Source organism: Vicinamibacteria bacterium (assembly GCA_035620555.1).
GTDB lineage: Bacteria > Acidobacteriota > Vicinamibacteria > Marinacidobacterales > SMYC01 > DASPGQ01.
In genome coordinates this window covers 1-26,982 of sequence record DASPGQ010000382.1, presented here as the reverse complement: position 1 = coordinate 26,982, position 26,982 = coordinate 1, and the positions used below count along the sequence as shown (strand labels likewise).

The window sequence follows — 26,982 nt, the reverse complement described above, 5'->3', positions numbered from 1 at the left end:
GTCCAGCGCGATCACACATCCCATCGTTCCGACAGGAGTTCCATGAGCACGAGCCCGAACGCGCCGCCCGAAGGCGGACGCATCGAGATCGAGAACGGAGTACTACAGGTTCCCGACGACCCGGTCATTCCCTTCATCGAGGGCGACGGCACCGGCCGCGACATCTGGCGAGCCAGCCAGCGTGTCTTCGACGCCGCCGTCGAGAAAGCCTATGGCGGCAAGCGCCGCATTCGCTGGTATGAAGTCCTCGCCGGCGAGAAGGCGTTCAACGAGACCGGGAACTGGCTTCCCGACGAAACGCTGAGCGCGTTCCGCGACTACCTCGTAGGGATCAAGGGTCCGCTCACCACGCCGGTCGGTGGAGGCATCCGCTCTTTGAACGTCGCCCTGCGCCAGGAGCTGGACCTCTATGTCTGCCTTCGGCCGGTCAAGTGGTACGCGGGCGTGCCGAGCCCGGTCAAAAAGCCAGGCGATGTGGACATGGTCATCTTCCGGGAGAACACCGAAGACATCTATGCCGGTATCGAGTACCCGGCGGAATCCGGCGAGGCGCGGAAGCTCATCGATTTTCTCGAGAAGGAGATGAAGGTCCGAAAGATCCGGTTTCCCAAGACGAGCGGAATCGGCATCAAGCCGGTGAGCCGCGAAGGGACGGAGAGGCTGGTGCGCGCGGCCATCCGATACGCGCTCGACCATGGGCGGAAGAGTGTAACCCTCGTCCACAAGGGGAACATCATGAAGTTCACCGAGGGCTCGTTCCGCGACTGGGGCTATGCTCTCGCGGCAAGGGAGTTCCGCGACGAGACCGTCAGCGAGCGGGAGACCTGGATTCTCGGCAACCGCGAGGACAACGCGGGCATCTCCGTAGTGGAGAACGCGCGCGCCATCGAGCCCGGATACGACCTCATGCCCGAGGAGCGGAAAGCTTCGGTCCGGTCCGACGTCGAGACGACGCTCGCGAACCTGTGGAGGAGCCACGGGGACGGACAGTGGAAGAAGAAGCTCTTGATCAAGGATGCGATCGCGGACATTACGTTGCAGCAGATCCTCACCCGCGCTTCGAGCTTCGATGTCATCGCCACCATGAACCTGAACGGAGACTATCTCTCCGACGCACTGGCCGCTCAAGTCGGGGGCATCGGCATCGCTCCGGGCGGGAATATCAACTACGTGACCGGCCACGCCATCTTCGAGGCGACCCATGGAACCGCACCGAAATATGCCGATCTCGACAAGGTCAATCCCGGCTCGGTCATCCTGTCCGGCGTCCTCATGTTCCGTCACATGAAGTGGAACGAGGCGGCCGACCTCGTCGAATCGAGCCTGGAGAAGACGATTGCCGAAAAACGTGTCACGTATGACTTTCATCGTTTGATGGAGGGCGCGACGCTCCTGAAAACGTCGGAGTTCGCCACCGCGATGATCGAGAACATGTGACGCAAGGAGTACGAGGTCATGGGGAGATTCAAGGTCACGGTCGTGGGAGCGGGAAACGTTGGCGCCACGGCGACGCAGCGTATCGCTGACGCCGAGATCGCCGACGTCGTGATGATCGACATCCTCGAGGGTATCCCTCAGGGCAAAGGCCTCGATATGCTCGAGGCTTGCCCGGTGTCGGGGGCGGATGTGCATGTCCGGGGGACGAACGATTATCGGGACACAGTCGGTTCCGACGTCGTCGTCATTACCGCCGGCCTGCCGCGAAAGCCGGGGATGAGCCGGGACGATCTACTCCTCAAGAATTACGAGATCGTCAAGGGAGTGACCGAGCAGGTCGTCAAACACTCTCCCGAAACCATCCTGGTGGTCGTGTCCAACCCGCTGGACGCGATGGTGCAGACGTCGTTCAAAGTGAGCGGGTTCCCCAAAGCGCGGGTCATGGGAATGGCCGGGGTGCTGGACTCGGCGCGCATGCGCGCCTTCATCGCCATGGAGATGAAAGTCTCGGTCGAGAACGTCCATGCCTTCGTGCTCGGGGGCCACGGCGACGATATGGTTCCGCTGCCCCGTTATTCCACGGTGGCGGGAATCCCGCTACCCGACCTGATGTCCCAGGAGACGATCGATCGGATCGTCGAGCGCACCCGCAAAGGCGGTGGGGAGATCGTCAGCTATTTGAAGACGGGCTCGGCCTACTATGCGCCGTCGGCGGCCATCGTCGAGATGGTGGATGCCATCCTGAAGGACAAGAAGAAGATCCTGCCCTGCGCGGCCTACCTCGAGGGCGAGTACGGGATCAACGGGCTGTACATGGGAGTCCCGGTCAAGCTCGGATCCTCGGGCGTCGAGGAAGTCATCGAGATCTCGCTCACGAACGAGGAGCGGGCGGCGCTCCAGAAATCCGCCGGAGCGGTACAGGAGCTGGTGGACAAGATCGGCGTTTGATGCGTCTTCCCCCGCCACTGGGTAGCCAATGAACCTGCACGAGTACCAAGCCAAAGAGCTCCTCTTACGCTACGGGGTCCAGGTCCCACCGGGAAAGCCCGTACGATCGGCCGAGGCAGCGGTCGAAGCGGCCCAAGAGCTGGGCCTTCCCGTCGTCGTCAAGGCTCAGGTCCACGCGGGGGGGCGGGGCAAGGCCGGCGGGATCAAGCTTGCCAAGACGGAGTCCGAGGTTGCGGACATCGCGACACGGATGATTGGGATGGAGCTCGTCACCGCGCAGACGGGGGGCGAAGGCAAGATCGTCCGCCGTCTCTTGATCGAAAAGGGCCTCGACATCGACCGAGAGCTCTACGTCAGCTTGCTCGTCGATCGCAGCGAGGGAAGACCTATCGTCATCGCCAGTGCGGCCGGTGGGGTCGAGATCGAGAAAGTCGCCGCCGAGACCCCGGAGAAGATTCTCCGCGTCACCGTCGATCCCGCCGTGGGGTTGATGCACTACCAGGCTCGCGAGCTCGCTTTCGGTCTCGGTCTCGAGGGCGACGTCTCGAAGAAGGCCGTCTCGTTCCTCATGGGATTGTATCGGGCCTTCATCGGCCTCGACGCCTCGCAGGTCGAGATCAATCCCTGTCTCGTGACCCGGCAAGGCGACGTCCTGGCTCTCGACGCCAAGGTCAATCTGGACGACAACGCCCTGTTTCGACACCAGGACCTCCTCGAGCTCCGCGACACCGACGAGGAGTCTCCGCTCGAAGTGGAAGCGTCGAAACATGGTTTGAGCTACATCAAGCTCGACGGAAACGTGGGCTGCATGGTGAACGGAGCGGGGCTCGCGATGGCGACGATGGACATCATCAAGCACGCCGGCGGGGCCCCGGCCAACTTCCTCGACGTGGGCGGGGGAGCGAGTCCCGAACAGGTCAAGAATGCGTTCCGCATCCTGATGTCGGACTCGCAGGTCAAGGCCGTCTTGATCAACATCTTCGGCGGCATTCTCCGAGTCGACCGATTGGCCGAGGGTCTGATCGCCGCGGTGAAAGAGCTGGGCGTGCGGATCCCGATCGTCATCCGCGCCGAGGGGACGAACGTCGAGCTCGGGAGAAAGATGCTCGCCGAATCGGGATTCACCTTCATCACCGCCGACAGCATGAAGGATGCGGCCCAGCGGGTCGTAAAGGCGGCAGAGGGCTCCGCATGAGCATCCTCGTCGACAAGAACACGCGGCTCCTCGTCCAGGGGATCACCGGTCGCGAGGGGCAGTTCCATGCTCGGGGCGCCATCGACTACGGCACGAAGGTCGTGGCGGGGGTGACGCCGGGCAAGGTCGGCGAGACGTTCGATGGCGTTCCCGTATTCAACACGGTCAAGCAGGCCGTTCGGGAGACGGGAGCAAACGCCTCGGTCATCTTCGTTCCGCCGCCGTTCGCGGCCGATGCGATTCTCGAGGCGGTCGACGCGGAGATTCCTCTCGTCGTATGCATCACCGAGGGCATTCCCGCGATGGATATGGTGGAGGTGATGCGGGTCGTCGAGGAGACCACCTCCCGCCTGGTGGGCCCTAATTGCCCTGGGGTCATCTCGCCCGGCCGCGCGAAGGTCGGGATCATGCCCGGCCACATCCACAAGGAAGGGCCCGTGGGAGTCATTTCCCGAAGCGGAACCTTGACCTACGAGGCGGTGGACCAGCTGACGCGGCGAGGGATCGGCCAGTCGACGTGCATCGGCATCGGTGGAGACCCGGTGATCGGGACCACCTTCGTCGATGCTCTCGAGCTGTTTCAGGCGGACGACGAGACCGAGGCCGTCATCCTCATCGGTGAGATCGGCGGCGGCGCCGAAGAGACGGCCGCGGAATACATCGAGCAGAAGTTCACGAAGCCCGTCGTCTCGTTCATCGCCGGGCAGACGGCCCCTCCGGGAAGACGCATGGGCCACGCGGGCGCCATCGTGATGGGCGGCAAGGGAACGGCGGCTGACAAGATGGCGGCCCTTCGCCGAGCGGGCGTGACCGTGGTCGAGAGCCCCGCCGACATGGGCGAGACGATGGCCAGGATCCTGGTGAGTCAGTGAGACAAGGACGGGGGAGACAAGGACGGGGGAGACCATGACCGAGCGCACGCTTGCCATCATCAAGCCCGACGCCGTTCGCCAGAACGTCGCCGGCAAAATCCTGGCTCGGATCGAAGAGGCCGGCTTCAGGATCCTCGGCCTGCGGATGATCCAGATGAGCAAACGCCAGGCCGAAGGCTTCTACGCCGTTCACCGGAGCAAGGCCTTCTTCTCGAGCCTGACCGACTATATGAGCTCGGGCCCGTGCATCGTCATCGCCATGGAAAAGAAGAACGCGATCGATGACTTGCGCAAGCTCATGGGGGCGACGGACCCGGCCAAGGCTGAGCCGGGCACCCTGCGCAGCGAGTTCGGCACCTCGGTCGAGGAGAATGCCATCCATGGCTCGGATTCAGCCGGGTCATCCGCGGTGGAGATTCCCTATTTCTTCACCACCCTGCAGCTCATCCTGTGAGATGAAGCTCGTCGAGGGAGCGGCTCTTCGCGAGCGGCTTTCGGCCGTTCCCCCTCTCGTCGAGCACCTCGTCGATCCCGAGACTCAGATTCAGATGAACGGCGTCGATTTCACCTTGAGGGAAGTGTCTCGCTTCGGGGACGAACCGGGAGTGATCGATTTCGACAACTCCGGGAGGCGTACCCCTTCGACTCAGGCCATTCCGCCCGATGAGTCCTCCTGCTGGCGTCTTCGTCCCGGCCCCTATTGGATCGTCTATAACGAGGTCGTGAACGTCCCCGCCGACATGTTCGGCCTAGCCCGTACCCGTTCGAGCGTTCTCAGGTGCGGAGCTCAAATCGGAACCGCACTGTGGGATTCAGGTTACTCGGGAAGGAGCGGCTCGCTTCTCGTCGTCCACAATCCCGCCGGCATCGTCTTGAAGAGAAACGCCCGCGTCCTGCAGCTCGTCTTCTTCGCTCTCGACGTGCCCGCGGCGAAGACCTACGCGGGCCGCTACCAGAACGAGAACAAATAGCCCCGTTGCTCTGCTAAACTCCGCAGGCAGGGTCTCGATGACACTCGCTGCCGGTAGCCGTCTCGGCTCCTATGAGATTGCCGCTTCGCTCGGGCGGGGCGGCATGGGGGAGGTGTACCGGGGGAAGGACCTCAAGCTCGGGCGCAAGGTGGCCATCAAAGTCCTCCGGAGTGAGTTCTCCCAGGACGCGGAACGGCTCCGGCGCTTCGAGCAAGAAGCTCTCGCCGCGTCCGCCTTGAATCACCCCAACATCGTGCACATCTACGACGTGCACGTTCGTCGGGGCTCGGGCGCGGCCGAGGGTGATGCAGCCGAACCGGACTACATCGCCATGGAGCTCGTGGAGGGTCGAACGCTCCGTGAGGTTCTCACCGAGGCGCCTTTTTTGGGAGAGCGGCTGTACGAGATCGCGATTCCCATTGCCGCCGCCCTCGCGAAAGCTCACGGCGCGGGAATCGTACATCGCGACCTCAAGCCCGAGAACGTCATGGTGACGAACGATGGGTTCGTGAAGATTCTCGACTTCGGTCTGGCGAAGCTCCTATCTTTTCCTTTCGAGGCGAACTCCGAGATGGCCACTCTCGCTCGCGAGGGGACGCGTCACGGCGTGCTCCTGGGAACGGTCGAGTACATGTCACCCGAGCAGGCGGCGGGAAAAAACGTCGACCATCGCTCGGACCAGTTCTCTTTCGGTCTCATCCTCTACGAGATGGTGACCGGACGGCTCGCGTTTCGGCGCGACACCGCGGCACAGACCCTCGCCTCGATCATCGAGAGCGAGCCCGCGCCCATGGCCGAGGCCAACCCGTCGTGCCCGAGAAAGCTCGAGACCCTCGTGGGTCGCTGCCTCGCCAAGGACCCCGCAGGGCGATTCGAAGACACGGGCGAGATCGTGGTCGAGCTCAAGAAGCTCGCCCGCGATGGCGTGCGGGCGGAAAAGACGACGCCTCGGTCGGCAACCCGGGACCCGATGGGAATCGGAAGCTACGTCGAGCGCGAGGTGAGAGGCGTACTCTCCGAGGTGGATCGTGAGCTGCGCGAGGCCTTCAGCTCGGAGGTCTATCAGGTTCGATCGAGCGGTCACACCCGGGCCCTCTCGGAGGCGCGTCTGCGGAAAGCGTTGCGCCGCAATCGCCTTTCGGGCGCGGAGCTGGTTCGCCGCGAGGGCGAACGCGACTGGACGCCGCTCTATGAGAGCCGCATTTTCCGAGACGAGGTGCCCTCTCGAGGGGACCCGGGTGACTGGGTCGCCAAACGCAAGGTGCTGGGATTCTGCCAGCACCTCTGCGTCTTCACGGTTTTCGGCATCATCTGGACCCTCAATACCGGCTCGTTTCCGGATTGGATGGGTTTTTGGGGAGTCGGTCTCGCGGCCCATGCGGTAGGAACGGCGCCGTCATTCGTCTCGCTGTTCCGGAAAAAAAGCCTCGCTCGCGTCGCCGAGCCGAAGCCGCTCGGCTCGGGTGAGAAGAAGATGGAGCTCTTATCCGGCTCGTTTCGTGAGGAGGTGGGGCGCGTACGAGTGCTGCTGGAGCGGCGCGGTACCGACTCCGAGCTCTTGCATGAGGTGGATGCCATCGTCGAGCGCGTGGCCGACCTCGCTTCGAAGCAGAAGGATCTGGAGGAGCAAACTTCGGAAGACGAGCGGCTAAGGCTCGAGCATCTCGAGGAGCAGGCGCGCGTTCGAGCGGAAGCAGCCCAAACGGCGCGAGACCGCAAGCTCTACCAGCGTCAGCTCGACGTGGTGCGCGACCGGCGCCGTGCGATCGAGAAAGCACTCGGGGTCCTCGAGCGCCTCAAGGTGCGGCAGGACGTGGCCGAGCATCAACTCCGGCAGCTCCGTCTCGACCTGTCTCGTGCGGAAGCGTCGAGCGCACCGGTTCCCGAGCTGAGCTCGAGGTTGACCGACATACGCCACGAGGTCGACGCGATCGAGGACGTGGACGAAGCAATCGCCCGCGAGCTGATGAGCTAGAGGATATTGAAGCTGACGATGATCTCGGCGATCACGTCCACCGGCTGGCCCTGGAGCTTTCCTGGGATGAACTTCCACAGAGCGGCCGCTTCGAGGGCCTTCGAGTTGAGATCGGCACTGAGCCCCTGGAGAACGCGGAGGGGCTGCACCGAGCCGTCTTTGAGGATGACCACCTCGACGACCACCTCGCCCTCGATCTTGCGCGCGAGCGCTTCGTCGGTGAACTGGGGCTGCACTTGCCGGACGACGATCGGAGTGCTGATGCCGCTGCCCAATCGATAGGCACCACCGCCGTAGCCGCCCCCGTAGCCGTCGCCGAGACCGGAGCCCTGGCCTTCACCGATTCCGGTTCCTTCACCGGTGCCGGCGCCACCCCCGTTTCCCGACCCCGCCGAATCGAGAAGCTGCTCCATCCCCTCGAGGATGCCTTTCTGATCCAGTTCATCGGGCGCCTGCGCGACGACTGGAGCCAGAATCTCGGGCGCGGTCTCTTCCTCGGGAGGATTTTCTTCCTCGATCTCGTTGGGCCTATCGGGATTGTCGTAGACGAGCTCCTCTTTAGGCGCTTCGGTGTTCACCGCAACCTTGGCGAGATCCTCGCCTTCGATCTTCTGTACCGAAGGCGGCTCCTCGGCTTGCTCGCCACCGCCGCCGCCGCCACCGCCCGGTCCCGGCTGCATGACGAAAATCAAGTTCGGTAGGTCCCGCACGCCATCGAGCTGCGGGGGCGCCGGAAGTATGGTCGACAGGAGGAGTGCGCCGCCAAACACCAGGACGTAGCCTACCGCCGTGGCGACCTCCGTCTTCCGCTTCCGGCTCGGGTCGAAGAACGGAGGCTCGACGGCTTCGCCGGTCAGCGGGCTCAGGATATCGTCGTTACGGAAGTTCTCCTTGAGCCAGGCGACGAGTTTATTCATTCCACCTACCTAATTCTCCTCTGCGGCCAACGACGATGCAAGAGGAAGGATCACAGTATAGACTCCGCTCCGATGGACTCACCGGTCGAGCTCGACCTCCAGGACGGGATCGCGCGCATCACCTTCGATTTGCCCGGACAGAAAGTCAATTTGCTTTCCCGTGCGGTAATGGAGCGGCTCAGCGAGGTCCTGAAGGAGCTCGAGGCGCGGGACGTCCGGGGGGCGGTCGTTCGATCGGGAAAGGACGGAGTTTTCATCGCGGGCGCGGACGTCAACGAGATCCGGACGGTCCAGACTGGTGAGGAAACGGCGGAGGCGGTCCGGACGGGGCAGGCCATCATGGATCGCATCGAGATGCTGGACTTCCCCGTCGTTGCCGCGATCGGGGGCATGTGCCTCGGAGGGGGCGCCGAGCTGGCCCTCGCGTGTCACGGCCGCGTGGGCTCGGACCACCCCAGATTCCAGATCGGTTTTCCCGAAGTGAACCTCGGCATCCTGCCAGCATGGGGCGGCACGACACGCCTTCCGCGACTCATCGGAATTCGCCAGGCGATGGACCTGATCCTCACCGGGCGCGCCATCGATGCGGGGAAAGCCGAGCGCATTGGTCTCGTCGACCGCGCGGTCTCCCACCCGGAGCTCGACCGGCGTGCCCTCGAGCTCCTCGACCAGCTGATCCAAGGCCGGAGACCTCGGCGGCCGCGGAGGTCCTTCCTCCTCGAGGGTAACCCGATCGGCCGTTGGTTTCTCTTCTGGCAGGCCGGCAAGCGGGTGCTCGAGAAGACGAAGGGGCACTACCCCGCGCCCCTAGCGGCTCTCGACGTGATGCGCCGGGGGTCGAGGTCCAGAGCTCGCTCGCTCGAGCTGGAGCGGGAGCACGCCAGCCGGCTCCTTCCCGGTGAGGTCTCGAAGAACCTCGTGCGGGTTTTCTTTCTCGCGGACCGGGCGAAGGGGACTCCCGAGGGCGAGCCGCCGCGGGTCGAATCCGCGGGGCTTCTCGGCGCCGGGACCATGGGGGGCGGTATCGCCAGGCTTCTCGCTTCCCGGGACGTTGCCGTTCGTTTGAAGGACGTAAGCCCCGAGGCGCTGGGGGCGGGTCTCGCTGCGGCGCGAGCCGTCTTCGAGCAGCGGCGCAAGCGACGGCGCCTGAGCAGCTGGGAGCTCGAGAAGAAGATGGGGCTCATCACCCCCACTCTCGACTGGAGCGGGTTCGGCGTCGCCGATCTGGTCATCGAGGCGATCGTCGAAGACATCGACATCAAGAAATCGGTGCTTCGCGAGCTCGAAGCCCATGTGTCGAGCGAGTGTCTCATTGTGACGAACACCTCCACTCTTTCCGTCAGCGAGATGCAGACGGTGCTCGAGCATCCCGAGCGGATGGCGGGCTTTCATTTCTTCAATCCGGTAGACCGCATGCCGCTCATCGAAGTGGTCCGCGGACAGAGGACCGACGAGAGGGTCGTAACAAAACTCGTCTGGATGGCCCAGCGTCTCGGTAAGACGCCCGTAGTCGTGAACGACGCGCCGGGTTTCGTCGTGAACCGTATTCTCGCTCCGTACCTCAACGAGGCGACCAAGCTTCTCCTGGAGACGGCCGATATCGAGGGGATCGACCGAGCCTTCCTCGAGTTCGGAATGCCGATGGGGCCGCTGAGGCTCCTCGATGATGTCGGAATCGATGTCGCGTACAAGGCGGGTGCGGTGCTCGGCAAGGCGTTCGGTACTCGTGCCCGGCCGACGGGAGTTCTGGAGAAGCTCGTTGCCGTGAAACGGCTCGGGAAGAAGACGGGCGCCGGGTTCTATCGATACGACGGCAGACGCGCGGTGCCCGATCCAGAGGTCTGCTCGATCCTCGGAGCGTCGTCGTCGAGACCGCTCCGAGCGGACGAGGCGCTCCGGCGCGCTCTCGGTCTCATGATCGCCGAGGCCTATCGGTGCCTGGACGAGGAAGTGGTGGCGAGCGGCGACGAGCTGGACCTCGCGATGATTCTGGGCACCGGGTTTCCACCGTTTCGCGGCGGGCTCCTTCGATATGCCGAAACCTACGGGATCGATCGCGTTGCCGACGATCTGGCCCAGTGGCGCGACAAAGAAGGATCTCGGTTCGAGCCTCCTGCGTCTCTCCTCGAGCGAGCTCGCACCGCCTAGCGAACCGGTTCACGAGGACTGGGAGTGTCCCATCACCGCGTAGGCTTTTTACTACGCGTTTTGGAGGGGAGCTTTCCCCAGGGGTCTCAACTTCTTCGCATCTGGCAAGTTACGGACTCGGGTTCGCCGAAACATCGTGGCACGCCCATTGCACCATCGAGAGACACGAAAGACGGAGGACCCACGATGGCACACACGATTCACAAAGCAGAGTGGTCCGAAGCGGAAGAGCTCCATTGGCGTTGCTTTTACTGGCGCTACCTCGTCAATCGTTGGCTCGTACCGGGTCCATCCGTGCTTCAGCATCGCGAGCCGAATGGCTCGAGCGATCGAGTCGGCCCCAGCACGCGCACGCTCCACGAGAACGGCTGGTTTCACGAGCCCGAGTCCACCTGCGAGCAATAGCAGGGTGATCAAAAAATCAGCCCACCCTGCGCGAGCGGAGCGAGCCCGGCGCGCCTGCCGCGCCGTAAGCAGCCTGAGCCGTGGCGGCTCGATCGATCACGGGTCCCGCCACGGCATTGAACACTAGAGAGAGAAAAAGCTCCACACGACCAGTGGCCGTTTCATGTGACGTGAACGTACGATAAGGTCGTGAACGGGAGCTTCGATACCCGCGACGAAATCATCGCTGCCTTGCGACGGATCATCCGCGCCGTGGATCGGCACTCGAAGTTTCTCGCCCAGAGGTACGGTCTCACCGGACCCCAGCTCGTCGTGCTGCAGTTCATCGAGCAGCACGGGCCGCAAACGACGAGTCAGCTCGCCCGGGGAGTGTCTTTGGGGCAGGCAACTCTGTCCGACATCCTCGAGCGGCTGGAAAGGAAAAACCTCATCGAACGACGCCGTAGCAAGGCGGACAAGCGTCGCGTCATCAACGAGCTGACCGCCGCCGGTCGGGATGCTCTCGAGAAAGCGCCTCCGTTGCTCCAGGAGCGCTTCGTCAAGGAGCTCCAAAGGCTCGCGGACTGGGAGCAGACGCAGATCCTGTCAACGCTCCAGAGGGTCGCGGAGATGATGCGCGCCCAGGACATCGAGGCCTCACCCGTCCTCGTATCGGGTCCTGTTGGTGTGTCGGCGGAGGAGACCGCCGATTTTCTCACCGGGCAAGAGGAGGGCGAGGAGTCCTAGCCCTCGCCTCGAATCGGCACGCCCCGAGCTACCAGAGCTTTCCCCCCCACCACTCGCGAGCGAGCACCGCGAGCAAGTAGAGCGCGCCCGCGGCCACCACGATGTAGGCGGTCCAGAGACCCCAAGCGAAGACGGTAACCGAGATCACGGGGTCTCTCCCGCTCGCCGCATGGCCGTAAGGTGACTCCAATCGAACGGCTCGGGTCGAATCCAGGTCCCGACCGAGACGCAGACCATCGACACCGACGCGCCCACGAGCGCCGCGGTGTAGAAGCCGATGGTGAAGTAAGCGGTCAAGCCCGCGAGCGAACCGAGGCTCAACGCGAGTCCGACGGCGAAGCGATTGGTCGTGCTCCAGTAGAGTCCGGCCACGATGGGCCAGATGGTCGAAGCGACGAAAGCTCCGGTGAACTGAATGAGCTCGGCCAGCGTGGTGATCCGGCCCCAGCACAGCACGATGGCCAGCGCACCGAGACCCAGCACGATGAGCCGCGCCATGCGCCGGAGCTCGAGTTCGGTGGCCCACGGTCTCAGCAACTGGCGGTAGACGTCTTCGACCAGAAGATCGCTCGTCGCCGCCAGCAGGGAGTCGAGAGACGAAGCGAGTGACGAGAAGACGATGATGAGGATCAGTAGCGCACCCGCCGCCCCCATGAGCTCTCCCACCACCAGAGGGCCCACCATGTCCAGAGCGGGGACGTTGACTCCGAGGGCGGGCACGGCGAGCGCGATGCCGCCCGCGGCCACCGGTACCGGAAGCCACATGAGGCCGCCGACGAGATAAGAGCGAAAGCCCGTGCCTTGCCGAAACGCCAGCGCTCTCGACCACCACACGTTGGAGTGGAAGATTTCCCCGAGCCCGAAGAGCAGGTTGTTGAACAAGAACATGATCGATGCCGGCATCAAGATCGTCAGGAGCTGCGGCCGGTCGGCGCTCAGCGCCGCGTGGATCTCCGCGGGGGTGATGGTCGTCAACAAGACGGCTCCGACCACGACCAGTCCAAGGAGGATCAGGACGCTCTGCACGAAGTCGGTTCCAATGACGGCATGTAGTCCGCCCAGGAGCGTGTAGCCGACGCAGACGACCACGATGACGACCATTCCCACGTGATAGGGGATGCCGGTCAGAGCTTCGAGCAGGATGCCGCCCGCCATTCCCATGCTGACGAGCCAGCCAACACCGTAGAAGAACGAGATGAGAAGAAAGATCCCCCAGTTGGCGCGACCGTAACGGACGCGAACGAAGTCACCGCTCGTGTACCCACCCGGCATGACTTCCTTGATGCGCTCCGCGAGGGGAGCGAACATCATCAGCCCGACCGCGCCGAGAGAGTAGCCCACCATGCCCCAGATGCCGAGTTGATAAGCGAGCTGCGGGGCCGCCATGGTGGTGTTGGACGTCACCCAGGTAGCCACGGCGGTGGCGGTGCCGAGCGCGAGGCCCACGTTCCGCCCGGCGAGGACGTCGTCATCGAAGGACGTGCTGTGACGACCCCAGAACCAGCCCAGCGCAATCCAGACGATCGAGAAAATGCCGATGACGAGCCAGCCCAGCTCTGCCGAAAGGACCGGTGCCGTCATCGATCAATGATCAATGGCTGGTGTCGTGAGGGCGGCCATACAGCTCTCCGCTGCGATGCGCACGGTGTCCGCGAACGACGACGACCAGCAAGGAAGCGAAAACGGAGAATCCGACGGCGAAAAGAAAGCCCGCCAGAGCAAGAGACGGCGGTGCCACGGTGACGGTGCACGAGTCGTTCCAGGCGACGTTCCCCCCTTCCATCAATCCCAGGCGGTAGACGTAGTCGCCCGCGGGGCGTCCGCTCACCGTGGTCGCGTCCTGCACGCCCTCATAGAGGACCGACCCGTTCTCCTCGACACGAACGACGGTCCCGTCGGTGCCACTCCAGGCAATCCGGTATGCGCCCGTGTCGCTCGTCGAGCCCGGACAATGGAGGCTCGGTGGCACTCGATCTAGCTCCCGCTCGTTGCCGTGCGAGTCTCGATGCGATCCATCATCCCGGGATAATCACCGAAGAGATCGAAACGCCTGTGGCCCCCCATCTCGCCAAAGTGCTCGCGCCAGATGTTGTAGTAGAAGAGCATCTCCTTCGAGACGATGCCCGCGTCGGGCCACCGCTCCCGAGCTTCGCGAAGCTCGTCGTCGCTGACCTGGCTCTCCGCATAGGCAATCAAGGCCCGAGCGCCGCTGCCCTGATCGAATGGGAGTTTCTCCCGCCATAGAATCTCACTCGGGATGATGCCGTCGAAGGCCTCTCTGAGAATCCACTTCTCGATCTTCCGACCGTCGACGTTCTTTATCTTCGCCGACGCCGGCAGGTTGAGAGCGTACTCGACGAGATCCCGATCGAGGAAGGGCACGCGGGCTTCCAGAGAGACTGCCATGCTCATGCGATCCAGCCGTTGGAGCTCTGTCTTGTGGAGATTCTCGATCAAGCGCCACGAGGCATCATGCAAGTCCTGGAACTCGAGCTCGCGCAGCGCGAGATATCCGCCGAAGATCTCGTCGCTCCCTTCGCCGCAAAGAACGACCTTCACGCCTTCTTCCTTGGCCAGTTTGGCGGCCATCAGAGTCACCACCGAGCCGGTCACCATGGATGGGTTGTAGCTCTCGACGTGCCAGATGGTCTCGCCGAGAAGATCGACCAGCTCGTCGACCTCGAATGCCCGTACGTAATGCCGGATTCCCAGATGTCGGGAGACGATTTTCGCCGCCTCGACATCGGGCGCCCCCTCGACGCCGACGGTGAACGCTTTCACGTCGGGTTTCAGTCCGGCGGTAATGGCGGTGACCAGGCTCGAGTCGACTCCTCCCGAAAGGAACGTTCCGACCTCCACGTCCGCCATCATGCGCTTTTCCACGGCATGTGCGAGAAGCTCGCGAACCATCCCCGGGTTGGGGATCGATTTGTGGGTGGCCAGATAGAAATACTGCTCCGGACCCCGCTCGGGCGTCAGACGGAAACCGGGAGGCAGCATCCGGATCCAGGCAGGATCCACACCGGTCTCGAGAATCCCCTTCGCCTCCGAAGCGAAATACCATCGGTGGCCGTCGCGAGCGTAGTAGAACGGCTTGATCCCCAGGGGATCTCGCGCGGCCAGGAATGTCTTGCGTCGGCGGTCGTAGACGAGAAATGCGAACATCCCATCGAGAAAGTTGACGCAGTCCGCGCCATGGTCCTCGTAGAGATGAGCGATGACTTCGACGTCGCTGCGGGTGCAAAAGTCGTGTCGATCACGCAGATCGCCCACGAGGGCCGAGTGGTTGTAGATCTCCCCGTTACAGACGACCTGGACGTCGTGACTCTCGTCGTGAATCGGCTGCTCGCCGCGCTCGAGATCCATGATGCTGAGACGGTTGATGCCGAGACCGCAGCGGCCGTCCCAGAACTCGTATCGGGTGCTGTCCTCCCCGCGATGGGAGGTCGCGTCCAGCATTCGCTTCAACGTGTCGGGGTGCTCGTCCCCGAACATCCCTACGATTCCGCACATACCTCATCGGCCCCAAACGCGATCGTGCTTGTTCGGGCGCGCCTCTTACGTCGATGTTCACGGAGTAGAGTCAATACAAGAATGTATCGTGGACGAATTAATTTTGCAAGCTCTCGCGTCTTTATCCTTACATGTAGAAAAAAATTTGCTTCGAACCCGAAAAAAAATGCGAGATCGAGCGGAGCTCGAGGCGAGTTCCTAACCTTTGGAAAATAGCCGGCTCATTTGGCAACATTGTGGGCACGCGAGGCGGCGAGGCGACCATGCTGAAGCACTGCATCACTGACGTTCCCGGAATCCGCGTGGGTCACGCGGTGAGCACGGTGGGTCATACGGGTTGCACCGTGATTCTCGTCGAGCGGGGCGCCATCGCCGGCCTCGATATCGGCGGCTCCGCCCCGGGAATGCGGGAGACGGAGATGCTGAATCCGACCAACATGGTCATGAGAATCCACGCGGTGCTGCTCACCGGGGGAAGCACGTTCGGCCTCAACGCGGCGGGAGGGGTCCAGCAGTTCCTGCAAGAACGTGACATCGGGTTCACGGCCTCGACCGGAGTGATCGTCCCCATCGTGCCCACGGCGGTTATCTTCGATCTCGACGTGGGAAAGCCGCGGATCTACCCCGACCGCGACATGGGTCTCGCCGCGAGCGAAGGAGCGACCGAGGACGCCTCGCCCGAGGGGCGAGTGGGGGCCGGTATCGGGGCGACGGTTGGCAAGGTCCTCGGAAGCGACTCGGCCATGCGTGGAGGGTTGGGGACGGCCTCGGTGCGGCTCGCGAACGGGGTCACGGTGGGAGCCCTCGCCGTCTGCAACGCCTGGGGAGACGTCGTCGATCCGAGAACCGGTCAAATCCTCGCCGGAGCGAGACAGCCCGACGATCCCGAACGCTTCCTCGATACCGAGTCCTATATCTTCGGTCAGACCGAGCTCGCGACCCGGTATTTCGGGATGGACACGACTCTGTGCGTCGTCGCCACCGACGGTGCGTTCACGCGCGAGCAGATCACGAAGATCGCGATGATGGCCCAGGACGGCATCCCCCGCGTGGTTCGACCCTCGCATACGATGTTCGACGGCGACGTGGTCTTCGCCCTGTCGACCCTGGGAAGACCCACTCAAGCCGTGGATGTCAACATCGTCGGGAGCGTGGCGGCGCGACTCGTGGAGACGGCCATCGTCCGCGGCGTCTCGATCGCCAACGAACTTCCCGTTCCCGAAGACTTCTGAGCTCGAAGCAGCATTCCGCCACCAAATTTGCTATCGTTCCGAAACGCGAGGAAAGCCATGAAACGATTCCGGCGCTGGATCGCCGCAGGCCTTGTCGTGGTTGGGAGCTCCGTCAGCCGCGAGAGTCACGTCGCCTCCGGGGAAGAGAGGTGGCTTTCGTTCGAGACCATCGACCAGTCCGCTCTTCCAATCGTCCGGGCTCGGCTCAACGGTTCGGGAGGCCACCGTCTCGTTCTGGATGCGGGGTTCAACGACTTCGTCCTGGATACGACGATCGTCGACGGAAGCGGTCTGAAGCTCGTCGACAAAGGGGAGGTGGCCGAGATCGATTTCTACGGCCAGAAGGAAAAAGTGTCGGTTGCCTACCTCCAGCAGCTCCAGATCGGCGCGGTCGAGTTTCAGGGCGTCCGCACTTTGCTCGTCGAAGGAGAGGATGGGACCGGCATCGGCGGAATCCGGAGCTACGGTCGGATCGGCCGGGAGCTCCTCGAACCGCTTCGTCTCACGATTCATTACCCCCGGAGGCTCCTCTATCTCGAGGCCTCTCCCGATGACGAGGTGCCGGAGGGAGGGGTCGCCTTCGAGTCCGCGGGGCGGTTTCTCATGGTGCCGGTTCTGTTGACCACCGAGGGCGAAGCGGTGGAGGAGGTGCTCTTCGTCGTGGATGCGGGAACGTCGAATACCGTTATCGATCGGAAATGGGCCACGGACGTGGGTCTCGCCGCCAAAGACGCGACGAGCGCGACCATCGAGAGAATGCAGATCGGAAGCTTCGAGGCCCAAGGGTTTCGCGTCCTGCTCGGCGTCATGAACGAGCTTCCCTACGACGGTCAGCCGGTAGGCGTTCTCGGAGCGGATCTGCTGCTCTCCTCGGCCATTACCTACGATTTCGCCCGGGATCGAATCTGGCTGGTAAAGGTGGAATCTTGATCCACCGCTATCGCGACAAGAGTCCTGCCGTACACGACACCGCTTTCGTCGCCGAGAGCGCTCACGTGATCGGCGACGTCACCGTCGGTGCCGACTCCAGCATCTGGTTCGGTGCCGTCGTTCGGGGCGACGTCAACATCATCCGCATCGGGGCACGAACGAACGTGCAGGACTTGACGGTCATACACGTCAATCACGGGGAGAGCCCAACCATCCTGGAGGACGACGTAACCATCGGCCATCGGGCCATCCTCCATGGGTGCCATGTGAAGTCCGGCTCGCTGATCGGCATGGGCGCTCTTCTTCTCGACGGCGTCGTCGTCGAAGAGCGGGCGCTCGTGGCGGCCGGCTCGTTGGTAAGCCCGGGGACCGTGGTCCCGGCGGGCAAGCTCGCACTCGGCGCTCCCGCGCGCATTGTTCGGGCTCTTTCCAACGAGGAGCTCGACCGGCTCGAGCGCGCCTCGGCCGTGTACCGCGAGCTCAAGGACGACTACCGCAGATGAAATGGACGAGAACCCACAGCTGCGGTGCGCTCGGACGCGACGCCGTCGGCTCCGAGGTCGTCCTCGCGGGATGGGTCGATACCGTTCGCGATCTGGGAGGCATCACCTTCATCGATCTTCGCGACCGCGAGGGAGTCACCCAGATTCTCGTGGGGCCCGACGCGGGCGAAAGCGTGGTTGGTGCGGCCAAACGGGTGGGGTCCGAGTGGGTGATTGCTGTGCGTGGCGCCGTCATCGAGCGCAGCGCCGGCACGGTGAATCGCAATATCTCGACCGGCGAGATCGAGGTGAAGGCGTCGGAAATCGAGGTGCTTTCTCCCTCCAAGACCCCGCCTTTCGAGATCGACGACGACGTCAAAGCCAGCGAGGACCTCAGGCTGCGGTACCGCTACCTCGACCTCAGACGCGGCTCGGTCCGTAGACGGCTCGAGACCAGGAGCCGCCTTACTTTCGCCACGCGCCGCCACCTGGTGGAAAAGGGATTCCACGAGGTCGAGACTCCCTACTTGACGAAATCGACTCCGGAAGGAGCGCGGGATTACCTCGTACCGAGTCGGGTGCACCGTGGCTCCTTCTACGCGCTGCCGCAATCGCCCCAGCTGTTCAAACAGCTCCTGATGATTGCCGGCATGGAACGCTACTTCCAGATCGTGCGTTGTTTTCGTGACGAGGACTTGAGGGCCGACCGCCAGCCGGAGTTCACTCAAGTGGATATCGAGATGTCTTTCATCGACCGGGAGGACATCTACGCTCTGGTGGAAGACCTCTTCGTCGCCATGTTTCGCGCGACCGGCATCGAGCTCCCCTCCCCTTTTCCCCGATTGGGCTATCCCGAGGCGATCGCCCGCTACGGAACCGACAAGCCCGACCTGCGCTTCGGCTGCGACATCCGGGATCTCTCGGAGCTCGTCCGGGGCTCGGGCTACGGAGTCTTCGACCGCATCCTGGAAGAAGGAGGAGCGGTCCGTGCCCTCGTCGCCCCTGGTCTGGCACGATACTCGCGGAAGGAGGTGGACGAGCTCGACTCGCAAATCAAGGAGCTCGGTGCCGCGGGTCTCGGCTGGGCGAAATGGACCGAGACCGAGCTGAAATCGCCGCTGGCGAAGCATCTGGGTGATGACACTCTCAGGAAAGCTTTCGCTCTGGCCGGGGGTGCCGTGGGCGATCTCCTTCTGGTCGTTGCCGGCGACGCAAACGTGGCATCCACCGCTTTGGGGGCGATGCGCACCGTTCTCGCCAAACGCGAGAGATGGATCCCGGAAGGCGCCACACCGGCCTTTCTCTGGGTAACCGATTTCCCGTATTTCGAGTATTCTGCGGCCGAGGACCGGCTCGAGGCGAGACATCACCCGTTTACCTCGCCTCATCCCGACGACCTGGACCGGCTCGAAAGTGACCCGGCTTCGGTTCGCTCCCTCGCTTACGACGTCGTGGCGAACGGTTACGAGCTCGGCGGCGGAAGCATTCGGATTCATAGCGCCGACCTGCAGGAGCGTATCTTTCGCGCGCTCGGGCTTTCGGAGTCGGAAGCTCGAGAGAAATTCGGCTTCTTCCTCGAAGCTCTTCAATATGGTACGCCTCCGCACGGGGGGATCGCCCTGGGCGTGGACCGCATCGCCATGATCGCGGCGGGGGGCGCGAGCCTCCGGGACGTCATCGCCTTTCCCAAGACGACCTCGGCGCTGGACCTGATGACTGGTTCCCCGTCGGAGGTCTCCGAGCGCCAGCTCGATGAGCTGGGAATCGCGTTGAAGCAGCCAAACCGGATCGGCCCCGTGCCGAGTTGACGCCCCCCGAGCCCTGTGCTACGTTCGACTTTGAATATGGGCCACGACTTTCGAATCGGCTCGGCAGTAGAGTCCGAGCCGGGGGCCCGGCCAGGCTCCTTCACCACCCCCATCATTTAATCTGACCAGGTGCCTGCGGAGGTAATACCCGTTTCTTAAATGAAGAAGATCTCCGTCCCTGAGGAAGGCGCCCTGGCGCTTCTGGGCGTTCACGACGAGAATCTGAAGTCGGTCGAGAAGTGGCTCGGCGTCTCGATCGTCTCGCGGGGCGATCAGCTCATCGTCGACGGCGACGAGAAACAAATCGCCAAACTCGAAAACATATTCAATCAGTTCTCCGAGCTGTCCCAAGACGGATACCGCATCACCGCTGGCGACCTGCGAGTCGCCTTGAGGCTTCTGCGGCAGGATCCCGACGTCTCGCTCAGAGATTTCTTCGTGCACGCCGTACTGCATCCATCGAAGACGAAACGAGTGATGCCGAGAAGCGTCCATCAGCTCTCTTATATCCGCGCGATTCAGTCGAACGACATGGTGCTCGGCATCGGGCCCGCGGGAACGGGAAAGACCTACCTCGCGGTGGCGATGGCGGTAGCTGCTTTCAACGAGAAGAAGGTCAACCGCATCATTCTGGCCCGGCCCGCCGTGGAGGCGGGTGAAAAGCTCGGCTTCCTGCCCGGTGACCTCCAAGAGAAGATCAACCCTTATCTGAGGCCGCTCTACGACGCTTTGTACGACATGATGGATGCGGAGAAAGTCGTGCGTCTCATCGAGCGGGGCGCCATCGAGATTGCTCCCATTGCTTTCATGCGAGGGCGCACTCTGAACGATAGCTTCGTCATCATGGACGAGGCGCAGAACACGACCTCGGAACAGATGAAGATGTTCCTGACCCGGATGGGGTTCGGGTCAAAGGCGGTCGTGACCGGAGACGTGACCCAAATCGATCTTCCCCACGGGAAAGTGAGCGGGCTCGTCGAAGCGATGGATCTGCTGGGGAACATCTCGGGGATCGAGTTCGTTCATTTTGACGAGACCGACGTCGTACGTCACCCTCTGGTACAGTCCATCATCCGGGCCTATGAGCGCCGAAAGCTACCACGGCGCGTCAGCGTCGGCGAAAAAGAACGGACCGAGGTCGAGGCTTGATATGAGCGTCGAGAACGGATCCAAGGCGAAGAAGGAGAAACGGGAAACCTCCCGTCGCGGACGAAAAGGTTTTCGCCGGCGAGATTTCTTCGATCTCGCCTATTCTTCGCCGTGGCCGTGGGTGGGCCTCTTCCTGGGCGCCACTACGGCGCTCCTCACTCCGGGGTTGATCTATCGCGTGCAGCCCAGCGAGCTCGGGCAAATCGCCACCGTGACCGTTCGCGCTCCTCATGATTTCAGCTACGAGGACGAGGTCACCACGGCCGCGCGGCGAGAGGAAGCGGCCCAAGCCGTCCTGGAGGTCTACCATTTCAACGACGCGGCGACGACCGACGCCCGAAACCGCATCGCCTCGGCGTTCGAGGCAGGCCGCGCCTCGGTGGCGGCGCTCGAATCGTTGAAAGGCGAAGAGCTCGAGAGCGCCCTGGCGGAGCTTATGGGGGTTCTCCGGGAGAGACTCGGGGTCACGGTAGGCGAGAAGGATCTCGAGTTTCTTCTCGACAAGGAGTTCTCGATCGAGGTCGAACAGGTCCTCACCCGGGCGGTGACGAACGTCCTGGCGCGGGACATCGTTGGCAACAAGGAGCGGTTGCTGGCTTCGGGTCGGCCGATAAGGAGGAGAAGGGACGTCGCCAAGACGACTCAGATCCGGCGTGACTTCTCGAACGTGCTGACCACCGAAGAGGCGCACGAGCTGCTCCAAGTGCAGATGGCGAGCCTTTCGGATCTGCGCCAAGCCGAATGGCGAGCGCTGAGCGAGCTCGGTTCTCGCCTGATCGAGCCAACCCTCCGATTCGACTATGCCGAGACCGAGAGACTTCGCGCGCAAGCGCGCGAGGAGGTGGATCCGGTCTACTTCCACGTGAGGCGCGGCAAGACCATCGTTCGGGCCGGTGACGAGATCACTCCGAACGTTTTGCGTCAGCTCGAGTTCCTCGCCAAGGAGACCAGCCATTGGGGCCTTGCCGGGCTGATCGGTGCGGCGCTTCTCGCCGGCGTGTTGCTCTTCGTCCAGTGGTATCTTCTCCGGCCCGTTCGCGTCGGCGATGCCTGGCGGCGTCAAAGTTTCGCCATGGTGGGCCTCGTCGTGGTGGGCCATCTCGCTTTCGCCCGGGTGACTTTCTTCGTCGCCCGCTTGTTCGCCGAGCAAATGATCATGGTGCCGTTCAACAACGCGAGCTCGTATTTCTACGCCGTGCCCTTCGCCGCGGTCGCCGTGCTCGTCCTATTGCTCGAGCACACTCCCACCGCGCTCCTGGCTTCGGTGATCTTCGGCGTCGCGCTGGGAATCATGACGGGCAATCTGCAGATCGCGATTTTCTCGCTGGTGTCCTGTCTCGCCGCGATCCTGGGATTGTTCCAATACAAGCGGCGCACCGCGCTCTTCAAGCTCGGGCTTCTGGTGGGAAGCGTCAACTTCGTGACCGTTCTGGCAATCGATTTGCTCACCGGACGGTATTTCCCCCCCAGCACCTTCAGTTTCGATCTCTTCTGCGCGTTCGTCGGCGGTGCCAGTGTTTCCGTCGTCGTATCCTTCTTGTTGCCCGCATTCGAGCTCCTGTTCCATCGCACGACCGATATTCGTCTGCTCGAGCTCTCCAATCAGAACGTTCCGGTGTTGAGGCGGCTAGCGCTCGAAGCGCCGGGAACGTACCATCACAGCATGGTCGTCGGTTCGCTCGCCGAAGCCGCTGCCGAGTCGATTGGTGCGAACTCCGTCTTCTGCAGAACCGCCGCCATGTACCATGACATCGGAAAGCTGACGAAGATCAATTACTTCGTGGAAAATCAGATCGGCCCGAACAAGCACGACAATCTTTCCCCCCGCATGAGCGCCCTCATCATCGGCAGCCATGTGAAAGAGGGCATCGAGATGGCAAAGGAGATGAATCTTCCTCAGGAGATCATCGACATCATCCCCCAGCACCACGGGACGAAGCTCATTACCTACTTCTACGAGAAAGCCAAGGTAAATCAGGATCCGGCGCTCGGCGCGGTGACGGAGGAGGAGTACCGCTACCCCGGCCCGAAGCCCCAGACCAAGGAAGCGGGCATCATCATGCTGGCGGACGCGGTCGAGGCGGCCTCACGAACGCTCGATGATCCGAGCCCGGCGCGGCTCAAGGGACTGATTCGTCAGATCATCGATTACGTCTTCCTCGACGGGCAACTCAACGAGTGCGCCCTGACGTTGCGTGATCTGGAGAAGATCGCGCAGAGCTTTCTCAGGGTACTGATGGGGATCCACCACCATCGCGTGAGCTATCCCGGATTCGATTTCGAGAAACAGGTTGAGCCGGTCGTGCTTCAAAACAGCCGATGAGAAATGAACGACGATCCTGACCGGGGCCCACCAAGGGCGAGCGGGAGAGAGTCAGAGCTGGTCGTTCGGAACCTGCAAAGGCGTCATCCGATTGATCGAAGCCGATTGGCGGGATTCCTCGCCGAGGTCGCGTCGTCGCTGGGCGCTTGCGAGTCCGACGCGACCCTCGCGCTCGTCGGCGACGAGCGCATCCGGGAGCTCAACCGGCGGTTCCGCGGCTTCGACGAGGCCACCGACGTCCTGTCCTTTCCGTCACCGCCACCCTATCTCGGGGACATCGTCGTCTCGGTCGATACCGCCGAGCGCCAGGCGAAGAGGCGCGGCACGACTCTGGCGCTTCAACTCCAGGTTCTGACTCTGCACGGATTCCTTCACCTGCTGGGCTACGACCACGAGTCCGATAGCGGAGAGATGCGCCGGCTCGAATACCGGATGAGGCGTAAATTCCTCCTGACCCGAACCAGGGCGCGCCGATGATCTCGACGACACTGGCCTTGACGGCGGTCGCGCTCCTGCTCGCGCTGGCGACCTTTCTCGCGCTCATCGACGTGGCGTTCGATTACTTCAACAAGATATCGCTTCGAACCTACCGGGAGGAGCACAGCTGGAAGACCGACTTTCTGACGCACTCTCTCGAAGATCCCATGAGTCTTCTGCTCCCTCTGCGAATTGGCCTCCAGGGATCTTTCATCGCCATTACCGTCCTGGTCACCATGCTCTATCTGTTCTCGAGCGCTCCCCAGCCGCTGCTCGCGGCGTTCGTCACCATGCTCGTCGTCTTTCTCGTCTTTCGCGAAGCCGTTCCCCTGATCGTGGCCAGGAAGAACCCCGAAAAAGTGCTCCTGGTTCTCTTGCCCGCCTTTCGCGTTTATTCGAAGCTATTGACGCCGATAAGCCGGCCGCTCTCCGGTCTCGTGAGCGTCTTCGTGAGGGTCAATGACGAGGAGGTGGTCACCCATGAGGACGTTCAGGCCTACATCGAGGCGGGTGAAGACGAAGGCATCCTCGAAGGGGACGAGGGGCGTATGGTCCAGTCGATCGTTCGCCTCGGAGACAAGGTCGTCCGCGAGGTGATGACGCCCCGGCCGGAGATCGTCGCCATACGCAAAGACGCGACCCTGGGCGAGCTCCGCGCCCTCTTTGCCGAGGAAAAGTATTCCCGCGTGCCGGTGTTCGGCGACGATCTCGATCACGTCGAGGGTCTCGTTTACGCCATCGATCTCGTGGCGGCTCCCGATACCGATCCCCAGTCGCCCCTGGAGCCGCTGGTGCGGGAAGTAAGCTTCGTGCCCGAGACCAAGAAAGTGCGTGAGCTGCTGAGCGAGTTCCAGAAAGACAAACAGACCCTGGCGATGGTGGTGGACGAGTACGGGGGCGTGTCGGGTCTCGTGACCGTGGAAGACATCCTCGAGGAGATCGTCGGCGAGATCCACGACGAGTTCGACGAGGTCGATCAGGAGATCGTCAAGGAGAAGGAGGGGGTCTTTCTCGTGAGCGGTCGAGCCGATATCGACGACGTGCGTGAGGAGCTCCAGCTCGTGGTCAATGGTTCAGGGTTCGAGACGGTCTCGGGGTTCGTGCTCGATGCTCTGGGCAGGATCCCCCGCCCCGGCGAGGTGATCGAGCGTGACAACGTCCGCATCGAGGTGGTGGACGCCGACGAGCAGCGAATCCACCGGGTTCGCTTCCGCATGCAGCCTCCAGGGCCGGCCGCCTGAAACCGAGCGCTCTCCTCTGATGCGATCGGGATTCATAACCATCGTCGGCCGCCCCAACGTCGGAAAATCGACGCTCCTCAATCGCATCGTGGGGCAAAAAGTCGCCATCGTCACCGCGAAGCCCCAGACGACGCGGAATCGAGTTCTGGCCATCGCCAATCTTCCCGGCGCCCAGATGGTCTTCTTCGACACGCCGGGGATCCACAAGCCTCATCACGAGATGAATCGCAGGATGGTCGAGACGGCCCTTCGGAGCCTGAAGCAGGTCGACGTCATTCTGCTCGTTTGCGACGTGACCGAGCCTCTCGGACGGGGCGATGCCTACGTGCTCGAACAGCTGAGGGACATCGAGACACCGGCCGTTCTTGCCATCAACAAGATCGACCGCGTCGCGCGGCCGCGCATCTTACCCGTCATCGACAGCTACCGGACGGAGCACGACTTCGTCGATATCGTGCCCTGCTCGGCTCTCGAAGGCGAAGGTGTCGACGTGCTCGTCGATGTCCTGGCGTCGCACCTCGCCGAGGGCGAACCGCTCTATCCCCCGGATGCCCTCACCGATCTTCCCGAGCGCTTCTTCGTTTCCGAGATCGTGCGGGAGAAGGTTCTGGAGTCGACCCGGAACGAGGTTCCCTACGCCGCGGCGGTGCTCGTGGACTCCTGGGAAGAAGGGAACGAACTGACCCGGATCGAGGCCACGATCCTCGTGGAGCGCGCCTCCCAGCGGGGCATCCTCGTGGGAAAGGGAGGGGTGATGCTGAAGCACATCGGCACCGCGGCGCGGAAGGACATCGAGGCCTTTCTCGGCACCCGCGTCTTCCTGGGACTGCACGTCAAAGTCCGCGCCGACTGGCGTGAGAACCGGCGGCTTCTCTCCGAGCTCGGCATCGATCCCCGACGGTAAGAGAACCCTTGCCGAATGGGTCTCGTTTGGCCTCGGTAACTTCATCCCCGCCTTGTTAGACGACGATGACGTGGAGTCAGGACGCGTGGAGAAGAGACTGTTGGACCGCCTCGGGCACTTCGATCTGGATGAACCACTCTGCAGGGTAGATGTAGTCCTCACCACTCTCGTCAAGAACGCGAACATCTCCCTCCTTGTCCGCCTCAAGATCGGGAACGATGCGATAGATCTTGTGCAGTTCGAGGGATGCCTCGTACCCTTCATTTCGCACGCAGACCGCAAACCGGGGCTCTTGATTTGTCATGACCGTCAGTCCAGATAGCGTTTGCGCTTGATTTCCTTCTTGCCGATGCCGTGAGCCTCGTACCAATGAATCTCAGCCTTCCGAACTCGGCCGCTGCGAAGGCGAATCAGCGCCACACCCTTCATCTTTCTCCAGTTCCCATCACCGTATCGCTTCTGGAGTCGATCGCGATCTCGGATCCCGCGTCCGGTCGCGATCGTTTCAATCTCGCCTACTTCGCCCAGTATATCGAAGTGCATCATCAGGCGCGGGCGCGGCGAGGTTCAGCCCTCATCAACAACTTTGCACCCGAGCGGCTCCGGGCTCGTGGCTCAGATAGGCGATAAACGCCAACGTGTCCGGTATGACGGTTGGCGTCAGCCACGCCGCTCTCGGGAGCGTTCGCGAGCCCTCTCCTTGACCAAAGCTTTCGTCGAGTACCGGCCCTTCAGTGAACCACGGAAGGCTTGGACGGGATTGGCGGGTACGGGAAGGACGGTGATAAGGTCGCCATCGATCAGCCATTCGAGCTGAGAGTGTTCCGACAGGCCGAACCTGCGTCGAATCTCAGCCGGCACTGCCGTCTGCCCGCGAGAAGAAATCGTCGTACGCATGACCCTACGAAGAGTAATCGCATTCTACAAGGAGAAATCGATCTGGCAAATCTTAAGGTCAAGGACAAGAAGCGCGCCGAGCGAAGGCTGGACTTATTGAAGCTCGTGCTATTCTCGCCGCTGTCATCGTGACCGCTCGGCTCAGCCTTCATAGACGGTCGCCGCAAGCCTCGCTGGCGACCGGAACGCCGACGCCCCGGTTTAGCATCGGGCGAGCGCTCGTGTTCGTTCTCGGGATGGCGGTTCTCGCTCGTTGCGACTCGACTTTGGACGAGGCATCGCTCGCCGAACTCAGAGCGCTTCGGGAAAGCCGGGACTACTTCACGTTGCGAGACCGGCTCGACGGCCTAACCATCGGCGATCATCCCGAGCTGCTCTTCTTCCGGGCGACGGTCCAGCACGCCTTCAACGAGCTCGATGCTTCGAACGCGA

Annotated in this window: 27 protein-coding genes; 20 read left to right on the top strand and 7 right to left on the bottom strand. The window is 62.8% G+C overall.

Annotated features, from left to right (window positions below; translation table 11 throughout):
• The first annotated feature begins 42 nt into the window (after positions 1-42).
• Genes icd through VEK15_15520 form a run of 7 tightly spaced genes read left to right on the top strand, consistent with a single transcriptional unit; the run spans position 43 to position 7,398 of the window.
• On the top strand, positions 43-1,437 hold the full coding sequence (gene icd, locus VEK15_15550; GenBank protein HXV62114.1) for an NADP-dependent isocitrate dehydrogenase: 1,395 nt from the start codon (positions 43-45) through the stop codon (positions 1,435-1,437).
• 18 nt (positions 1,438-1,455) lie between these two features.
• Positions 1,456-2,385: a malate dehydrogenase gene (gene mdh / locus VEK15_15545; GenBank protein HXV62113.1), complete on the top strand. Its 930-nt coding sequence runs from the start codon at positions 1,456-1,458 to the stop codon at positions 2,383-2,385.
• Between the two features lie 28 nt (positions 2,386-2,413).
• Positions 2,414-3,580: an ADP-forming succinate--CoA ligase subunit beta gene (gene sucC, locus VEK15_15540; GenBank protein ID HXV62112.1), complete on the top strand. Its 1,167-nt coding sequence runs from the start codon at positions 2,414-2,416 to the stop codon at positions 3,578-3,580.
• The gene (gene sucD, locus VEK15_15535; GenBank protein ID HXV62111.1) at positions 3,577-4,452 is read left to right on the top strand and encodes a succinate--CoA ligase subunit alpha; all 876 of its coding nucleotides are present in this window, start codon (positions 3,577-3,579) and stop codon (positions 4,450-4,452) included. Before sucC ends, sucD begins: the two co-directional genes overlap by 4 nt.
• Positions 4,453-4,486: 34 nt before the next feature.
• The gene (gene ndk / locus VEK15_15530; protein ID HXV62110.1) at positions 4,487-4,906 is read left to right on the top strand and encodes a nucleoside-diphosphate kinase; all 420 of its coding nucleotides are present in this window, start codon (positions 4,487-4,489) and stop codon (positions 4,904-4,906) included.
• Position 4,907: 1 nt separating this feature from the next.
• Entirely contained in the window at positions 4,908-5,423 is a 516-nt protein-coding gene (locus VEK15_15525; protein ID HXV62109.1) for a deoxyuridine 5'-triphosphate nucleotidohydrolase, read from the top strand.
• A 37-nt stretch (positions 5,424-5,460) separates the two neighbouring features.
• Positions 5,461-7,398, top strand: a complete 1,938-nt coding sequence (locus tag VEK15_15520; protein HXV62108.1) for a protein kinase — start codon at positions 5,461-5,463, stop codon at positions 7,396-7,398.
• On the opposite strand, the gene VEK15_15515 is transcribed toward VEK15_15520, so the two are convergent.
• Positions 7,395-8,315: an energy transducer TonB gene (locus VEK15_15515; GenBank protein ID HXV62107.1), complete on the bottom strand. Its 921-nt coding sequence runs from the start codon at positions 8,313-8,315 to the stop codon at positions 7,395-7,397. The two genes, VEK15_15520 and VEK15_15515, sit on opposite strands and share 4 nt — an antisense overlap.
• Positions 8,316-8,387: 72 nt before the next feature.
• Between VEK15_15515 and VEK15_15510 the strand changes: the two genes are divergently transcribed.
• The 3 genes from VEK15_15510 (at position 8,388) to VEK15_15500 (ending at position 11,594) form a co-directional block, all read left to right on the top strand.
• Positions 8,388-10,463, top strand: coding sequence for a 3-hydroxyacyl-CoA dehydrogenase NAD-binding domain-containing protein (locus VEK15_15510; protein ID HXV62106.1), 2,076 nt, complete (start codon positions 8,388-8,390; stop codon positions 10,461-10,463).
• Positions 10,464-10,649: 186 nt separating this feature from the next.
• Positions 10,650-10,868, top strand: coding sequence for a hypothetical protein (locus VEK15_15505; protein HXV62105.1), 219 nt, complete (start codon positions 10,650-10,652; stop codon positions 10,866-10,868).
• A 189-nt stretch (positions 10,869-11,057) separates the two neighbouring features.
• On the top strand, positions 11,058-11,594 hold the full coding sequence (locus tag VEK15_15500) for a MarR family transcriptional regulator (GenBank protein HXV62104.1): 537 nt from the start codon (positions 11,058-11,060) through the stop codon (positions 11,592-11,594).
• Between the two features lie 144 nt (positions 11,595-11,738).
• Here VEK15_15500 and VEK15_15495 read toward each other — a convergent pair whose 3' ends face one another.
• From VEK15_15495 to VEK15_15485, 3 genes are read right to left on the bottom strand one after another with little or no spacing between them, the layout of a single operon-like run.
• Complete coding sequence (locus tag VEK15_15495) at positions 11,739-13,175, bottom strand: urea transporter (GenBank protein HXV62103.1); 1,437 nt, start codon at positions 13,173-13,175, stop codon at positions 11,739-11,741.
• A 10-nt stretch (positions 13,176-13,185) separates the two neighbouring features.
• A complete protein-coding gene (locus VEK15_15490) occupies positions 13,186-13,563 on the bottom strand; it encodes a hypothetical protein (protein HXV62102.1) in 378 nt (125 codons plus the stop codon).
• A 5-nt stretch (positions 13,564-13,568) separates the two neighbouring features.
• Positions 13,569-15,107, bottom strand: a complete 1,539-nt coding sequence (locus tag VEK15_15485; GenBank protein ID HXV62101.1) for an asparagine synthase-related protein — start codon at positions 15,105-15,107, stop codon at positions 13,569-13,571.
• 263 nt (positions 15,108-15,370) lie between these two features.
• On the opposite strand from VEK15_15485, the gene VEK15_15480 reads away from it, so the two are divergent.
• The 9 genes from VEK15_15480 (at position 15,371) to era (ending at position 25,653) form a co-directional block, all read left to right on the top strand.
• Complete coding sequence (locus tag VEK15_15480; protein HXV62100.1) at positions 15,371-16,339, top strand: P1 family peptidase; 969 nt, start codon at positions 15,371-15,373, stop codon at positions 16,337-16,339.
• 57 nt (positions 16,340-16,396) lie between these two features.
• Positions 16,397-17,269 carry a hypothetical protein gene (locus tag VEK15_15475; protein HXV62099.1) on the top strand — a complete coding sequence of 291 codons (873 nt, stop codon included), beginning with the start codon at positions 16,397-16,399 and terminating at the stop codon, positions 17,267-17,269.
• Positions 17,266-17,772, top strand: a complete 507-nt coding sequence (locus VEK15_15470; protein ID HXV62098.1) for a gamma carbonic anhydrase family protein — start codon at positions 17,266-17,268, stop codon at positions 17,770-17,772. The genes VEK15_15475 and VEK15_15470 overlap by 4 nt, the downstream gene beginning before the upstream one ends.
• On the top strand, positions 17,769-19,559 hold the full coding sequence (aspS, locus tag VEK15_15465) for an aspartate--tRNA ligase (GenBank protein HXV62097.1): 1,791 nt from the start codon (positions 17,769-17,771) through the stop codon (positions 19,557-19,559). Before VEK15_15470 ends, aspS begins: the two co-directional genes overlap by 4 nt.
• 159 nt (positions 19,560-19,718) lie before the next feature.
• A complete protein-coding gene (locus VEK15_15460; protein HXV62096.1) occupies positions 19,719-20,708 on the top strand; it encodes a PhoH family protein in 990 nt (329 codons plus the stop codon).
• Between the two features lies 1 nt (position 20,709).
• Positions 20,710-23,031: an HDIG domain-containing protein gene (locus VEK15_15455; protein HXV62095.1), complete on the top strand. Its 2,322-nt coding sequence runs from the start codon at positions 20,710-20,712 to the stop codon at positions 23,029-23,031.
• Positions 23,032-23,034: 3 nt separating this feature from the next.
• Positions 23,035-23,508 (top strand): rRNA maturation RNase YbeY, encoded by a 474-nt coding sequence (gene ybeY / locus VEK15_15450; protein HXV62094.1) that lies wholly within the window; start codon positions 23,035-23,037, stop codon positions 23,506-23,508.
• Positions 23,505-24,749, top strand: coding sequence for a hemolysin family protein (locus VEK15_15445; protein ID HXV62093.1), 1,245 nt, complete (start codon positions 23,505-23,507; stop codon positions 24,747-24,749). Before ybeY ends, VEK15_15445 begins: the two co-directional genes overlap by 4 nt.
• 19 nt (positions 24,750-24,768) lie before the next feature.
• Positions 24,769-25,653: a GTPase Era gene (gene era / locus VEK15_15440; GenBank protein HXV62092.1), complete on the top strand. Its 885-nt coding sequence runs from the start codon at positions 24,769-24,771 to the stop codon at positions 25,651-25,653.
• 76 nt (positions 25,654-25,729) lie between these two features.
• Here era and VEK15_15435 read toward each other — a convergent pair whose 3' ends face one another.
• From VEK15_15435 to VEK15_15425, 3 genes are all read right to left on the bottom strand, one after another.
• On the bottom strand, positions 25,730-25,957 hold the full coding sequence (locus tag VEK15_15435; GenBank protein ID HXV62091.1) for a hypothetical protein: 228 nt from the start codon (positions 25,955-25,957) through the stop codon (positions 25,730-25,732).
• 5 nt (positions 25,958-25,962) lie between these two features.
• Positions 25,963-26,196: a hypothetical protein gene (locus VEK15_15430; GenBank protein ID HXV62090.1), complete on the bottom strand. Its 234-nt coding sequence runs from the start codon at positions 26,194-26,196 to the stop codon at positions 25,963-25,965.
• Positions 26,197-26,313: 117 nt separating this feature from the next.
• Entirely contained in the window at positions 26,314-26,550 is a 237-nt protein-coding gene (locus tag VEK15_15425; GenBank protein HXV62089.1) for an AbrB/MazE/SpoVT family DNA-binding domain-containing protein, read from the bottom strand.
• 128 nt (positions 26,551-26,678) lie between these two features.
• On the opposite strand from VEK15_15425, the gene VEK15_15420 reads away from it, so the two are divergent.
• The coding region (locus VEK15_15420) for a hypothetical protein (GenBank protein HXV62088.1) at positions 26,679-26,982 on the top strand (304 nt) is incomplete at its 3' end.